The sequence below is a fragment of the Persicimonas caeni genome, assembly GCF_006517175.1.
GTDB lineage: Bacteria > Myxococcota_A > Bradymonadia > Bradymonadales > Bradymonadaceae > Persicimonas > Persicimonas caeni.
Genome location: NZ_CP041186.1, coordinates 3,983,096 through 3,997,713, shown reverse-complemented (window position 1 = coordinate 3,997,713; position 14,618 = coordinate 3,983,096). Strand labels below are relative to the sequence as shown.

Genomic DNA, 14,618 nt, shown 5'->3' with positions numbered 1-14,618 from the left:
GGCGCCTTACGACGAGCCTTCGATCACATCTTTGGGGATGTTCGGAAGCTCTTCGAGGTTGGGCATCATGATGATCTCGATGCGCCGGTTGAGCGCCTTGCCCTCGTCGGTCTCGTTGCTGGCCACCGGGTCGTACTCGCCGTAGCCGGCCGCGGCCAGCTTGGTCGGGTCGACACCCGACTCCTCGAGCAGCTGGACCACCTCGACGGCGCGCTTGGTCGACAACTCCCAGTTCGCCTCGGCCTGGCCGACGTCGTCGGTGTGGCCGGCGACCAGAAAGTCGCGCTTTTTGATCTGCTGGAGCACGCCGGCCAGCTCGTTGAGCGCGGCCTTACCGTCGTCTTTGATGCGCGTGCTGCCGGTGTCGAACAAGATGTTGTTGGCCAGCTCGATGACCATCTTGCCGTCGCGAATCTTGACCGACAACTTGCCCGACTCGACCATGCTGGCGAATTTGCCGGCGATCTCGCGGAAGCGCTTCAAGCGCGCCTCGGCCTTGGCCTGCTGCTTGCGAAGCTCGGCCAACTGGGTTTTGGTCGCGTTGAGCCGCTCTTCGAGCGAGCCGTGCTTCGACTCGTACAGCTCCAGGGTCCCCTGAGCCTCTTCGAGCTTGGCCTGCAGGTCTTTTTTGTCCTTCTCGAGCGCGGCGATGCGCCCCTCGAGATCGGCGATCTGGGCTTTGAGATCCTCTTCGGTCTTCGCCGCCTGCTGCTGGGTGTTGGCGAGCTCGATCTTGAGATTCTCGTAGTCTTTCTTTAGCGCATTGTGCTTCTCCTCGGGAACGCCGCAGCCGGCCATCAGCAACAGCAACCCGAGCGTCAGCACCTTCGCAAACGCCTGACGACTCATCGAATCCTCCACATAAGGACTATCACTAAGAAGAAAATGCTCTCGGGTTAGGTATAGCACTCAGAGCATCCCCTTCCAAGGCGGAGCGGCTGCTTGCTGCCTGCGGAGCTCGCCCGGTTGTTTGGGGCGCCGGTGCAGCCCCGCGGTGCGCGTGCATCAGGGACTCGATGGCTCGATGACGCGAAAATGAAGAGGGTTGGAGCTTTCGTGCAGGCCACGGCTGCTTCCAAACGAGACGCCGTCGACCTCCACTCCATCGCGCGTCTTCCAGAACACGTAAGGGTCCTCCCAGGTCGCCACCTGCACCACATAGACGCCGGGCTCCTCGGGAAAGGTTACCTCGAAGCTCTTTCTGGCATCGACGATCGTGCGGTACTCATCGCCCCCCTGAGTCACCCACCAGACCGGCCCAAGCGGCTCGGCGTCGAGCATGGGCACGAGCACCGTAGGCTTTCCCTCGGGCGGGTCTGCGGTTCGTAGCACCGAAAAGAACATGCGTCGGGTCTCGCCAGGCTCGACTTCGATGATCTCTTGAGTGTCCAACTCACTGGTGATCCCCTCGAAGAAAAGGGGACCGAGATCGCTGGAGGTGCCGCGGATGTAGAGCAACTCCTCCCAGTCGCTTCGCGGCACCCCGAGCCTCGGCTCGGCGCACGGGCGCCAGGGCCGGGAGTAACCTCCGTTGAACAAGGCGTAGCGCCGAGATTCGCCCCCCCTCACACCGTCGGCGGACGTGATATTGTAGCTTACGCTGATCTCGTACATGCGCCGCTCGGTAAAGACCTCGGCGGGAATGGTCACATCGAGGATCTCAAAATCCGACTCTAGGCCAAAGTTGACGCCGGTCGCGGTGGTCTCCATGAGCTTCTGGCTGCGATTGGGGTTCCATCGCTCGTAGGTCGCCTCGACGGGGGCATAGTCGACCATCACCGTGACGCTCAGGCGGTATGGCGAGAAATCGTCGGCGTCGTTGAACGAATAGACATGGATGGGAACATCGGTTCCGGGTTCTCCGTAGAGATTGTAGGCGCGTACGCCATTCGGATAGACAGCCTCCCCCGGCCGTATCGACAACGCCATTCCTGGAGTGAAACCAAGCTCGTCGATGAACTCCTGGCGGGTAATTTTCGGCCGTTGCTGGGTTACTGCGTCTGTTGGAAGTGAGAACTCCTCGTCGTCCGCGGGAAACGTCACTTCACCGCTGCAGGGATTCTCCTGCTGCCACAGCGAGGCGTCGAATTCGACCGGCTCTGCAGCTTCGTCGGCGTCCTCGACATCGCCATCGACAACGTCCTGAGCATCCTCGCGCACATCGGGTGGTGACACGACATCTTCAACGGTGTCTTCGGCGGTATCTCGGGCGGCATCCGCATCGCCATCACCCGAGTCCTCGATGGCTGTAGCGTCTGTTGCAGCATCCGTCCCCGAAATTGGGGACTCGCAGGAGGCACAGCCCAAGAGTGCCACGACAATCACTACCAAGAGTGCTCGTTGTTCAAACGCCTTCAACATCGTTTCGCTCCGACCATATCGCTCTTGCTACGCACATCACGGTACTGCACGCGCTATCAGAAAATCAGCAGGTGTGATTGCTATGAATGTGAATAGGTGCACCACCACGGGTCGCCCCGCACTCTGACTCGGGCGCCGGAATGCCCGTGGTGGCAAGTAACTTGAAAGATGGATCTGGAGAGAATTAGTTAAAACCCTCTTTGCATCGTGGAGCAGATGAGTCATACGCTCCGTCTTTCGTATTTAGCAGCAAGGTGGTTTCGCCTCGCTCGACTCTCCCCTGCGAACACACGCCATTGACGAGGTTGTCGCTGTGCACGCCCTCTGTCGCGTTGTCGGTCTTATCCTTATCTACCGGCTCTGGTTCATTGTCGAAGCTGCCGTTGTTGAAAAAGGAGGTCTCGAGCCTCAACCTGTCGGCGACCACGCGCTCACGAATGATCCTGCTCTCCTCGGGGTGGCACCGAAGCTCTCCGTCGATCCAGTCTCCAACGCAACGAATCCCGTTGTCGATTCGCTTCAACGTATCAGCAGTCATCAGCTCAGTGGTCGCGTATTCGTGACCCAGCGTCTCACAACGAGCCGGGCCGCAGTCGACGCCCAGGGGTTCCGGCTCGCAGGTAACGCCCGTGTTCGTATCAACAGCGATCGAACACTGGTTGGCAGCGGCCTCTTCACCCCACTCCTTGTCGTCTGAGTTTTCGTCGGTTCCTCCACAACTGCTCACCGCAAACAAGTTGAACCCAGCCCCGGCGAAGAAGACCTGGCCATACACCTTCTTTCTCGAATATGGAGCGCCAGCGAACGTGTGGCGGTGAGTTATTTACTGTCATCCTTCGCTGGTTTGGACACCCGGGAGGCTAGCAGACACAGGGGGGGCATGTCGACATATGAAGACATAGATCGACATCAAACAGGAAGATATATCGCCCATAAATGACCTCAACGAGCATTAAGGGCATCTACATAGTTGCCATTTGAAGACGACTACTTTTCGAAACGCCCCAAATAATCGTGCACCGGCCGCTCGCCCGACTCCACCAACTCCGAACACCCATACAACTCGCACACCATCTCATCGACCTCCCGCTCGAGGGTCGCGCACTCCGCGCCGAACGCGCGCACCTGCTCGGCGTCCGCCGTGTCGCGACACAGGCTGCGTGGGCTGTCGTCGACGAAGCACGCCACCTCTTTCATCCCGTCGACAAGCCGGCGGGCGCGGCCGGCGAGCTCGGCGGCCAGGTCGGCGGACCACTCGGGCACCGGCAGGTTGCGCAGGTCGCGCACCTGGTAGTGCAGGCTCGGGTTCATGGCGTTCAGGAGCGCGCGCACCGGCGTCGAGTTGAGCACGGCGAGCAGGACGTACAGGTCGTCGGGATCGTGCGGAAAGATCGCCGGGCCGGCCATGTCGAACACGCATCCTCGGGGCATCAGGCGGGCGTTGAAGGTGCGCCCGCCGAAGTCGGTGTAGCAGATGCCCTCGCGGAACCACCACTTTTGGGCGAGCAGGTTCGAGGTGCGGTTGTCGGCGTAGAAGGCGCGCGCCTCGTCGGACCAGTCGACCACGTTGTGCCAGTTGCCCCACCAGGGCGCGTAACGCCCGCCCTTGCTGTAAAAGACCCACCGGCCGTCGTCCGCGCCGGCCTCGCCGACGATCTCGGGGGCGCTTCGCAGCTCGCCGGGGTCGACCTCGCGCCAGTTTTTGACGTAGCGGCGATTCTTGCCCGTCTTGTTCTGGCTTCCGGGGATATCGGCGAGGTCGGCGAGTGTGCGGCCGCCGTCGAAGTGGGCGCGCAGGCGTTGGGGCAGCCAGTGGGCGAGCACGCGGCCGGGGAGCGCGTCGAAGGCGGTCGCCGGCTCGCGGCGGGTGTGCTCGTCGCGGCGCTCGACGAAGGCGTCGCGCTTGGCCGCGGCGTCCGAATAGGCGCGAAGATCGATGAACTCGGTCGGTTCACCCGCGCCCGCCCGGCTCTGCACGAACGCGACCACGTTGGCCTTCTCGCCGTTCAGGTTGGCGAAGGCGTGCGCGCCCAGGTGCATGAACGCGACCAGCTCGCCGTGGTCGAGTAGCCAACTGCGGGCTTTTCGAAAGCGACTCAAGAACCACACCGTCTGCTGGGCGAGCACGCCGACGGTGTGGGTCGACAGCTCGTGGCAGCGGCGGATGAACGCAGTGTACAGGTCGGCGTGAAACGGCCGGTAGGTCGCGCGGATGCGCTCTTTGAGCGCGGCGGGCATCGAGCGCGAGCCCATATACGGCGGGTTGGTGATCACGACGTCGAACTCGCCGAGCTCGTCGAAGAGCCCGTCGGCGACGCGGACGTTGGCCTGGATGGCCGCCTCGGCGGCCTCGTCGCGCCGGCCCAGGTGGCGGGCGACGGCCAGCGCCAGCGCGCGGCGGGCGACGTCGACGGCGCGAGTGTCGAGGTCGACGCCGTACAGCCGCGCGGCGGCGTCGGCGGGCTCGACGCCGCGCGAGATCAGGTCGTCGAGGGCGGCGAGGAGCATCTGTCCGCCGCCCACGGCGGGGTCGCAGACAGTCAACGAGGGCAAGATGCCCCCGCACCGAAGCTCTCGGGGCGTCGACGCGGTGCCTGACACCGAGTCCGAGGGCAAGATGCCCCCGCACCGATGTTCTCGGGGCGTCGACGCGGTGCCTGACACCGAGTCCGAGGGCAAGATGCCCCCGCACCGATGTTCTCGGGGCGTCGACGCGGTGCCTGACACCGAGTCCGAGGGCAAGATGCCCCCGCACCGATGTTCTCGGGGCGTCGACGCGGTGTCTGACACCGTGTCGAGGCAGGTTTTCGCCAGGAAATCGGCCACCCATCGCGGGGTGTAGAGCTGGGTGGTGACGGTGCCCGAGGCGTGCTTCTCCTCGTCGCGAGTGTGCGCCCGATTGCTCGCGTCGCGCTCGACCTCACCGAAATGCTGGTGAAACCAGCCGAGGGTGTGTGGCTCGTCCCACAGCGCCTCGCGCCCGTCGCAGTCGACCTCGTCGAGCAGCGCACGGGCGCGCTCGAGAGCGGCGGCGTCGCTCGACGTCCAGTCGTCGACCACCACGCCCAGACGCTCGGCCTGGCGGCAGGTGATGGCGTCGACCAAGACGCCGTAGCCTTCGGCGGGAAGGTCGGCCAAGGCGGTGCGCCAGCGGCGCACGTAGGGGGCGAATGCGATGTCACCGAGCTCCACGACTGCTCCATCGTCGTTGCGATTACTTGCTGCCCTCGCCACTTTCGGTGCGAGTGCATCCCTGCTCTCGCATACGAGGGCAAGATGCCTTCGCACCGATATCGGCTCGTTCGACGACGGTCAATTCACGAGCGTTCGCTATCGGAAGCAACGAACTCGATACAGCAGATGGAAACGCCCTGCAGCAACGCGCACGTTCAAGCGAAGATCTCGGCCACGCCGATGTCGAGGTCGGGTTCCGAGTCGTCTCCCAAGCGTACCGGGTTTTGAACGCTGATAGTCGCCGCGTCGGCCACCTGCGCGTAGAACAGGCGAGTCAACAGGTTGACGTGACCCATATGCCGAGCGCCAACCGGTGCCATCTCGTAGATCTCCCCGTCGATGAGCTCGACACGGTCGTCCTCCCCGAAAATGCCGCTTTGCCCGAGCCGACGGTACTCCTCGACCGTGAAACGGTGCTTCTGAGGCTCGACTGGCGGGATGGTCGACATAGCGAATGCGTGTGCTGGACAGGTGAAATAACGCCTCTTCAATCTACGTCGCCACCTCGAACCGGTCAACGCGCCCTTCCTCCTACCTCCTACCTCCGCCAGCTCCCCCAGCTCCCCCAGCTCCGCTACGCTTCGCTGGGGGCTATCAACTGGGGGCTATCAAAAGGATTGGCTTTGCCCTCCGGGCTCGGCTTGTTTTCCTCACCCATCTTTATACGGCGAATCCTCCCGCATCGCCTCGATCTGGCGCTCCACCTCCCACTTCTCTTGCGCGATGAAGTCGGCGATCGCGCGGGCCAGCCCCGGGTGGCGCACCCAGTGGGCGCTGTAGGTCGGCGTGGGCATGAACCCGCGGTCGTATTTGTGCTCGCCCTGCGCGCCCGGCTCGAATTTCTGGACGCCGTGGTCGATGCACCACTCCACGGCGCGGTACAGGCAGACCTCGAAGTGGGCGTATTTGATCTCGTCGAGGCAGCCCCAGTAGCGCCCGTAGAGCCCGTCGCCCTTCCACAGGTTGAACGCGCCGGCGAACTCGCGGCCGTCGTGCTCGGCGACGACCATGTGCACCCGGTCGCCCAGCGCCTGGCCCAACTGCTCGAAGAAGGCGCGGTTGAGGTATTGCTTGCCCCAGTAGAACTTCTCGATGGTGTCCCTGTAGTAGTCGAACATCCGGTCGAGGTGGGCGGGCGTGACCTCGTCGCCGACGAGTACCTTGGTGGTCACGCCGGCCTCGGCGAGTTTGCGGCGCTCGCGGCGGATATTGGAGCGCTTTTTGGAGCGAAAACGCGCCAGATAATCGTCGAAGTCGCCATAGTCGTCCCCGACACCCAAGTCAGGGCCGTTGTACCAGTGATATTGCAGGCCCTCGCGGATGGGCAGGCCGAGGTCCTCGAAGAGCTCGACCTCCTCGGGGAGCACGAAGTTGAAGTGCAGCGAGGACAGTTGTGCCCGCTGGGCAAAGTCGATCGCCGCCTCGACCAGCGCGCGGCGAATCGCGCCGGCGTCCTCCTGCGACTCGTCGACGAGGATGCGCCGGCCCTCGATGGGGGTGAACGGCACGGCCACGACCGCCTTCGGGTAGTACTGCATGCCCGCGCGGTGGGCGGCGTCGGCCCAACTCCAGTCGAAGACGAACTCGCCGCGCGAGTCGGTCTTCAGGTAGAGAGGCAGCGCCCCGACGAGCTCGCCGTCGCGAAACGCCCCCAAGATCTGCGGGTACCAGCCGGTGCCCTCGCCCACACATCCGGTCTCTTCGAGCGTCACCAAGAATCCGTGCTCCAAAAACGGGCTCGCGTCGGCGACCAGCGCGTCCCACTGGGAGGCATCGAGGGCACCGACGGCGTCGAAAAATTGGAGGTCGAGGCTCATAGACGTTACTCGTGGTCGGAGACGCGTAAATCTGACGTAGGCACAGGCGCTCATGACAAAGATGTCACGCTTTGCAGTGTAGCAAACAGAGCGGGTGGGCCCGAATCATCCTTAGGATGCATCTGCAGGGTGTTGCGATGCGCTGGCATAGCGCTTGCTTTCTTTGTGAAGCAGCAGCACGACTCCAAGGCAACTGGTCAAAATATGAAAATCAAATCACTCCCCCCCCTCCTCTTCGCCCTCGCGCTGACCGCCTGCGGCGCCGACGACGGCGGCGGCGGCCTGGCGACCGACGACCCCAACGGCGGGTACAACAACGGCGGTAGCGACAACTACGCCGACGCCGGCGCGGCCGCGCCGAGCGATGCGGGCAGCGGCGATGTGTTCGTGCCCGAAGAGGAGGAGTTCTTGGTGCGAGAGGTCGCCACGACCTCGGCGTACGTCTTCGTTCCCAACAGCTCCGAGGAGAGCAACACCGTCGCCAAGATCGACGGGCGTGACTTCTCGATCGAACCGATTCCGGTCGGCCAGGAGCCCACGGTGGTGCGCGCGGCGTCGGTCGACGGGGTCGGCGACGTCGCCTACGTGCTATGCGAGGGCTCGTCGACCGTGGCGATCATTCGCGCGGACATGGAGGTCGACCGCCCCGAGCAGCAGGTCAACCTGTTGACCGTGCCCGAGGAGGTCAACTCCCTGGCGTTGAGCCCCGACGGGCGCCACCTGCTCGCCTACATCGACCCGGACAAGCCACTGCGCGCCGACACGAGCGTCGCCTCTTTGCAGGCCGCCACGCTGGTGCGCCTGGGCGACGAGCCCAAAGACGACGCCGCCTACGAGCTGTCGGTCACCCGACTCATCGACGAGATCGAGTTCACCGAGGACGGCGAGCAGGCGTTCATCGTGGGGCGCGAGGGGATCAACCGGATCTACTTGAACGACGTCGACGCGGACCGCTTCGTGCCGCCGCTGCCGCTCGATTTGTCGCAGACGGTATTTCCGCCCAAGGACCTCGAGATCGAGGTGAGCGCCGACGGCGACTTTTTGGTCGCGCGTAGCTCCGAGTTCGCAGGCGCGGCCCTCTACCGGCCGCCCACCGACGCCGCCGAGGCGACCTTGCGGCTCGTCGAGCTGTCGGCGATCCCGACCGACATCGACCTGTTCCTCGAAGAGGACGGCTCGCCGGGCGTCCTGGCGACGCTGCGCGACAGCGACGAGCTGGCGATTCTGGACGTCGAGGCGACGCTCGAGGCCGCCGAGGACGCCGTGCCCGAGCCCGAAATTCTGGCCGTGAGCGACACCCAACCGGGGCTGGCTCAACTGACGCCCGACGGCGAGCAGGTCCTGCTCTACACCTCGCTGGTGACCACGCCGATGCTGGGCGTGCTCGACCTGGGCGAGCGTGCGTTGCGCGCCTACCCGCTGCGAAATCAGATCCGAAGCGTCGCCGTCTCCAACGACAGCGACACCGCGGTCGTCGTCCACCGCAAACAAGAGGGCCAGGCGCCCTCGGACGCCGACCCGCTGACGTTTTTCCAATACAACCACGGCATCACGCTCTTCGACATCGAGACCGGCTACCGCCGCCCGGTCGTGCTCCAGGGCGAGCCGGCCGACCTGGTGATGACCCAGGATGGAGAGGGCAACGCGCTCGTCTTTGTGATGCAGCAGTCGCCCGACCCCGACTTTCGCGGCATCACGCGCATCGACCTGGAGAGCTATCGCACCGACTTCTTCAGCCTCGCCCGCCAGCCCACCCAGTTGGGCGTGGTCGCCGGCAAGGTGTTCGTGAGCCAGGAGTCCGAGGAAGGGCGCATCACGTTCATCGACGTGGCGACGAGCTCGCAGCGGACGGTGAGTGGGTATGAGTTGAACGCAGGGATTGATTGAGTTCGAGTTTGGAAGGCGTTGCTTTTTGACGTCCGCTATTTGAGGGCGCTGAACTACGCGCCAAACTACAATTTGAGTGTCGCTACGATGCAGCGCATGTGGCTCTTGAAGGCAACACTCAAATCGCTTTTCTGCGAGGGCGTAGCTTGTCCTCGCCTCAAATAGCGGGCGACGAAAACCAAGGAGACACAAAGAATGACCCAAAATATACGAAAACTCACAGTCCTGCTGGCCGCGCTCGCCTTAACCGCCTGCGCCGACCAGAGCCTCGAATCCGACGGCGCGGGGCCGACGAATAACCAGAACACCTCCGACGCCGGCTTCAACAACGGCGGCGGAGGCAGCCGCGACGCGTACGTGCCCGAGCAAGAAGAGGAGTTCGAGTTCTCGGCGCCGGCCGTCGTCGGCGACCAGGTCTACGTGGCCAACGAGACGCTCAACTCGGTGGCTGTCATCGACAGCCGCAACCTGTCAATCTCGACGCGCCTGGTCGGCTTTCGGCCCACCCAGATCGTCGGGCCGGACGCCGAGCGCGCCGAGCCCGCCGACGACGCGCGGGTGATGGTGCTCAACGAGGGCAGCCAGTCGGTGAGCATCCTGGCGACCGACGGCGAAGAAGTCGTCACGGTGCCGGTGATGTCGCGGGCGAACTCCATCGAGATGGACCCGACCGGCACCTCCGGCGTGGTGTGGTACGACCCGCAGAAGGCCAAGGCGAGCGACCCGGCCGGCGACTTGTCGTCGGTGTCGGTGGTCCAAGAAAGCGAGTCGTATCAGCTCTCGGTCGGCTTCCACGTGCGTGATGTCTTCTTCGACGACGCCGGCGAGCGCGCGCTCGTCTTGAGCGACGACGGCGTGAGCCTCATCGACCTGACGAGCCTGTCGGGCGACGCGATCGCGCCGCCCACGCCGGTGGTGCCGCCCGAATACCAGTTTAGCCAACCCGAAGATCTCGAGGTGCTCGTCTCCGACGACGCCCAGTGGGCGATCACCCGCAGCGCGAGCTTCGAGGGAGCGGTCTTGCTCGAGGTCGACACCGGCAAGCACCACTTCTTGCCGCTGCCCGAGATCCCGACCGACATCGATCTGATCGACGGCGACGACCTCGAGGTGCTCATCATGCTGCGCGCCGAGGGCAAGGCCGTGCGCGCGACGATCCCCGAGGGCTTCACGGCCGCCGCCGAGGCGATGGACGTCTCGCAGCAGATTCAGGCCAATGGGACTGACGCGGGCATGGATGCAGGCGCCGATGCGGGCATGGACGCGGGCGCTGACATCGGCGTGGATACAGGCGCCGACACGGGAAGCATGGACGTCGGCAGCACGGACACCGGCAGCATGGACACCGGCAGCATGGACGTCGGCAGCACCGACACGGGCAGCTACGCGGACACGGGCCAATCGGCCGATCCGTTCACCTTCCCGATGGGCATCGACGGCTTCGAGGTCTTCGACGTCGAGGTCGCCGGCCTGGGCGCCGCCTCGGTCGCCCTCGACGGCGACACCGCCCTGCTCTTCACCACGCTCGACGCCGAAAAACGCGCCGTCCTGTTCGACCTGGAGACCGACGAGCAGCGCACGCTCGTCTTCGAAAAGGGCGTGCGCGGGGCCATCTCCGACCGCAACGGAGATACCTTCTTGGTGCTGCACTCCAAGGTCGACGGGTCGATCCTTCCGGGCACGACCCCGGCCGACCCCGAATATATCGCGCGTAGCTGGGGCGTGTCGGTCGTCGACGTCGCCTCGGCGGCGAGCCGCCTGGTGCTCACCAAGCACGAGCCGGGCCAGGCGACCCTGTGGGCGCCGGAGGACGCCGACTCGAAGGTCTTCTTGATCTTCGAAGCCCCCGAGGCCCTCTCGGCCGCCGAGCCGTCGCACCGCGACGTCTTGACCATCAACCTGCGCAGCTTTCGCACCGATAGCTTCCGCGTGCCGAGCCTGCCCGAGGGGCTCGGGCCGATTCGAAGCGCCGGCAAGATCTACATCAGCCAGCGCCACCCGCAGGGACGCATGACGTTCGTCGACGCGGCGACCGAAGCGAGACAGACGATTACTGGATACCAGTTGAACGCTGGGATTGATTGAATGAGGTCCAAAATGAACCCCAATATACGAAAACTCACAGTTCTGCTGCTCTCAGCGGCTCTTTTGGGCGCCTGCGGCGACGACGACCACTCCGAGGAGTGGGACAACTCGCTGCGCGTAGGCCAACCGCTGCGCGCGAACGGCGATTTGCTCTTCGTCAACGAGAACCTCCAGCAGGTCGTCAGACTCCAGCCCAAGCGAAGCGGCGAGGAGATCGACCTCGAGATCGACCGCGCGTCGACCGGCGCCGACCCCGGCGCTCGCGCGCTGTCGGCCGACGAGTCGCAGCTCTTCGTGGTCAACGAGGAACTCGACGAGCAAGGCGCGTCGTTGAGCGTCTACGACCTGTCAGGCGAGTCGTTGTCGGCCCAGACCGTCGGCCTCGACAGCGCCTACGACCGGCTGTCGGTCGACCCGGAGGGCGAATTCTTGCTGCTCAGCTTTACCGGCGGCGGCGGAAACTTCGTGGCTCGAAACCTCAACGAGCTCGGCATCGTCGACCTGCGCGACGGCATCGCCGACGACGAGGAGGCGAGCTTCCAGACGTTGTCGAACCGGCCACGCGACATCATCTTCGCGCCCAAGTTCACCCTCGACGGCTCCGAGCAGCGCCTGGCGGCGTCGCTCGCCGAGAGCGAGGTCACGATCATCGACCTTCTGGCCGAAGACGAGGCCAACCGCCTGCGTGAGGTGCCGCTGACGATCAGCCAGGCCGACCAGGTGCGCACGCCCACCCAGGCGATCTTCGACGTGACGCCCGAGGAGTCGATGCCGAACACGGTCAGCCTGTACCTGTTGACCGACACCGGCCAGGACATCACCCACGTGGCGATCCAGCCGAGCATTCGGCAGGACGCGAACCGCAAATTCGACATCAGCGTCAACCAACTCGCCGCGGGCAACAACCCGGCGCGCATGAAGTTGTTGGAGCTCGATGAACAGGGCTCGCGCATCATCGCGATCGACCAGAATCGCCCCGAATTCACCATGATCGACGTGCAGTCGGGCGAGAGTTCGACCTTCGACCTGCCGATGACCGCGCCGGCCGAAGACCTGCTCGTCTACCAGACCAGCGTCGACGGTGAGCCCGAGACGCGCGTGCTCGCCTGGTCGTCGCGCTCCCCGCTGGTGTCGGTGATCCGCCCCGAGAGCATCGCCATCTCCGACGACACGCCCACCCTGGGTCGCAGCGTCGAGGCGATTCGCCTCAAGGCCGCGCCGAGTCGCGTGCAGCTCGACGAGGAGACCAACGGCGAGCGCGCTATCGTCCACCACGCCGGCCTGGGCGCGGGCTTTACCGTGCTCAACCTGCGCACCAACCGCGCGGTGCCGATTCAGGGCGCCTCGCTGGGCGACATCTACTTCGGCCAGGTCTACGCCTACGGCGTGTTCCGCGGCGAGCCGTACTTCGGGCTGTTCGACCTGGAGACCGGCCACCCGACTGCGTTCGAATTGCCCAAAGAGGGCGAGCGCATCTACCTCGACGGCGAGGACGAGCTTCTGGTCGTCCAGCACGCCGACCGCACCGGCAGTTTCACGCTGCTCAACGCGACCAACCCCATTCCGGAAAACGCCAAAGTTTTCAACGACATTTTCCTCGAGAACCTCTTCGGACAGGAGCTGCCATGAACTCGACCCAACTGACCAAACGATTGTGCGCGATTGGCTGCCTGGTCGCCGCGGCATGCCTGTCGACGAGCGCCTTCGCCCAGAACGCGGACGTCCAGGCCGGCGCCCAGCTCGACCCCGAGCCGGTCGCCTTTAGCGAGGAACCCGAGCTCCTGTTCGAGCTGCGCGTCCCGTCGTTCTACCCGACCGACTCGAGCTTCGACGCCTTTAGCGACGACGACCACTACACCGGCGGCATGCTCGGCGCCGGCTACGATATCGGCAGCTTCACCGTGCCCGGGCTGCGCGCCTACCTGCTGTACGTGGGAGGCGGCGCCGACCAGTCGCGCTTCAACGGCGATCTCGAGCTGAGCTGGACGAGAAACCTGTTCATGGCCGCCGCCGACTGGGGCCCCGAGTTGTGGGGCGTCTTTCGGCCCTCGGCCCGCGTGGGCGCCGGCTACGCGCTGCAGGCCCTCGAGGTCGACACGGCCACATCCATCAAGGACGACTACGCCCACGACATCGTCGGGTTAGGCTCAGTGGGCTTCGAGGTGTCGACGCCCGAGAAGATGTTCGGCGGCGTACAACTGAGCATTCTGGGCGAGTTCGGCTACCAGGCGCAGACGAACGCGACGTGGGATGAACTCGAGGGTGGGGGAAATGGAGGCTTCGAGACGCAGGAGGCGTCTCTGGGGGATCTGAACACGAATGGTGTGTTCTGGGATCTGGGGATTGGGTTGAGGGTGGATCTTTGAAGATCCACTAAGCTTTGAAGCTCCACTAAGCAAGGCCTTGCTTTGCGGCGCCCCCCATCCGCCCTCCGCTTCGCTACGGGCACCTTCCCCGAGGGGAAGGGATGCCCCTGCGAAAAGCAATGTGGTTCAGCCGCGCGAGGCGGATGGGGGGTCCCAAAAAGCTACGCCTTGCTCTAGAACAAGCGCTAGAACAACGGATCCGGCCCCTGATAGCGCGCATCACTGAACGCCAACAACGGCATGAAGATGATGCCCAAGAAGACGATCCCCAGCCCCCACAAAATGTCTTTGCCGTAGGCCTTGGCGAACTCGATGGAGATGACGACGCTGACCGCGAAGTTCACCACCGGGATGAAGAACAGCACGATCCACCAGATCGGCCGCCCGATGATCTCGAGCATGACCACCACGTTGTAGATCGGAATGATCGCCGCCCAGCCGGGCTTGCCCGCCTTGGTGAAGAGCTTCCACATCGACGCGATCATCACCGCGGCGACCAGCAGCCCGAAGAGCATGCCTACCAACCCGAAGAGCATTCCGATGAAGCCGAAATCCGACGATGAAGCTTGTGCAATAGTTAACCAGTGATACACCGCGTCCCCTTTTGAAAAGAAGTTGTCAAAAACTTGAGCTGATGGTGCCTAAATAGTGCCGACGAGTCAATCGCGGAGCGACTGTGCAGGTACTTCTTGTTCCTTTCTCCTCCTTGACACACCACTCAAAAACACGAAAATTAGAGGTGCCGGACTCTCCTCTTACGGGAGTGTGGAATCGGTTGCGGTTACGGCCCGCCGCGCCACGTTCGATACGTTTACCTACTCGGTGCCCTGTAAGCACAGGCGCCGAGAAAACGTTCGTTTTGTGGTGC

At 64.2% G+C, this 14,618-nt stretch carries 11 protein-coding genes; 4 read left to right on the top strand and 7 right to left on the bottom strand.

What is annotated here, in order from left to right; all coding sequences use genetic code 11:
• Positions 1-6: 6 nt before the first annotated feature.
• From FIV42_RS14875 to FIV42_RS14850, 6 genes are all read right to left on the bottom strand, one after another.
• A complete protein-coding gene (locus FIV42_RS14875; protein ID WP_141198453.1) occupies positions 7-849 on the bottom strand; it encodes an OmpA/MotB family protein in 843 nt (280 codons plus the stop codon).
• A gap of 156 nt (positions 850-1,005) precedes the next feature.
• Positions 1,006-2,175: a hypothetical protein gene (locus tag FIV42_RS14870; protein ID WP_141198452.1), complete on the bottom strand. Its 1,170-nt coding sequence runs from the start codon at positions 2,173-2,175 to the stop codon at positions 1,006-1,008.
• Between the two features lie 370 nt (positions 2,176-2,545).
• On the bottom strand, positions 2,546-3,136 hold the full coding sequence (locus FIV42_RS14865) for a hypothetical protein (protein ID WP_141198451.1): 591 nt from the start codon (positions 3,134-3,136) through the stop codon (positions 2,546-2,548).
• A gap of 212 nt (positions 3,137-3,348) precedes the next feature.
• Positions 3,349-5,553, bottom strand: coding sequence for an Eco57I restriction-modification methylase domain-containing protein (locus tag FIV42_RS14860; protein WP_141198450.1), 2,205 nt, complete (start codon positions 5,551-5,553; stop codon positions 3,349-3,351).
• 197 nt (positions 5,554-5,750) lie between these two features.
• On the bottom strand, positions 5,751-6,044 hold the full coding sequence (locus FIV42_RS14855; RefSeq protein ID WP_141198449.1) for a Uma2 family endonuclease: 294 nt from the start codon (positions 6,042-6,044) through the stop codon (positions 5,751-5,753).
• A gap of 201 nt (positions 6,045-6,245) precedes the next feature.
• Complete coding sequence (locus FIV42_RS14850) at positions 6,246-7,412, bottom strand: GNAT family N-acetyltransferase (RefSeq protein WP_168210660.1); 1,167 nt, start codon at positions 7,410-7,412, stop codon at positions 6,246-6,248.
• 204 nt (positions 7,413-7,616) lie between these two features.
• On the opposite strand from FIV42_RS14850, the gene FIV42_RS14845 reads away from it, so the two are divergent.
• From FIV42_RS14845 to FIV42_RS14830, 4 genes are all read left to right on the top strand, one after another.
• The gene (locus FIV42_RS14845) at positions 7,617-9,299 is read left to right on the top strand and encodes a YncE family protein (protein ID WP_141198447.1); all 1,683 of its coding nucleotides are present in this window, start codon (positions 7,617-7,619) and stop codon (positions 9,297-9,299) included.
• Positions 9,300-9,494: 195 nt separating this feature from the next.
• The gene (locus tag FIV42_RS14840; protein WP_141198446.1) at positions 9,495-11,384 is read left to right on the top strand and encodes a YncE family protein; all 1,890 of its coding nucleotides are present in this window, start codon (positions 9,495-9,497) and stop codon (positions 11,382-11,384) included.
• A gap of 12 nt (positions 11,385-11,396) precedes the next feature.
• Positions 11,397-13,013, top strand: coding sequence for a hypothetical protein (locus tag FIV42_RS14835; protein WP_141198445.1), 1,617 nt, complete (start codon positions 11,397-11,399; stop codon positions 13,011-13,013).
• Positions 13,010-13,750, top strand: a complete 741-nt coding sequence (locus FIV42_RS14830; protein WP_141198444.1) for a hypothetical protein — start codon at positions 13,010-13,012, stop codon at positions 13,748-13,750. The genes FIV42_RS14835 and FIV42_RS14830 overlap by 4 nt, the downstream gene beginning before the upstream one ends.
• A 185-nt stretch (positions 13,751-13,935) precedes the next feature.
• On the opposite strand, the gene FIV42_RS14825 is transcribed toward FIV42_RS14830, so the two are convergent.
• Positions 13,936-14,343: a DUF5684 domain-containing protein gene (locus FIV42_RS14825; protein ID WP_222615466.1), complete on the bottom strand. Its 408-nt coding sequence runs from the start codon at positions 14,341-14,343 to the stop codon at positions 13,936-13,938.
• Positions 14,344-14,618: the final 275 nt, after the last annotated feature.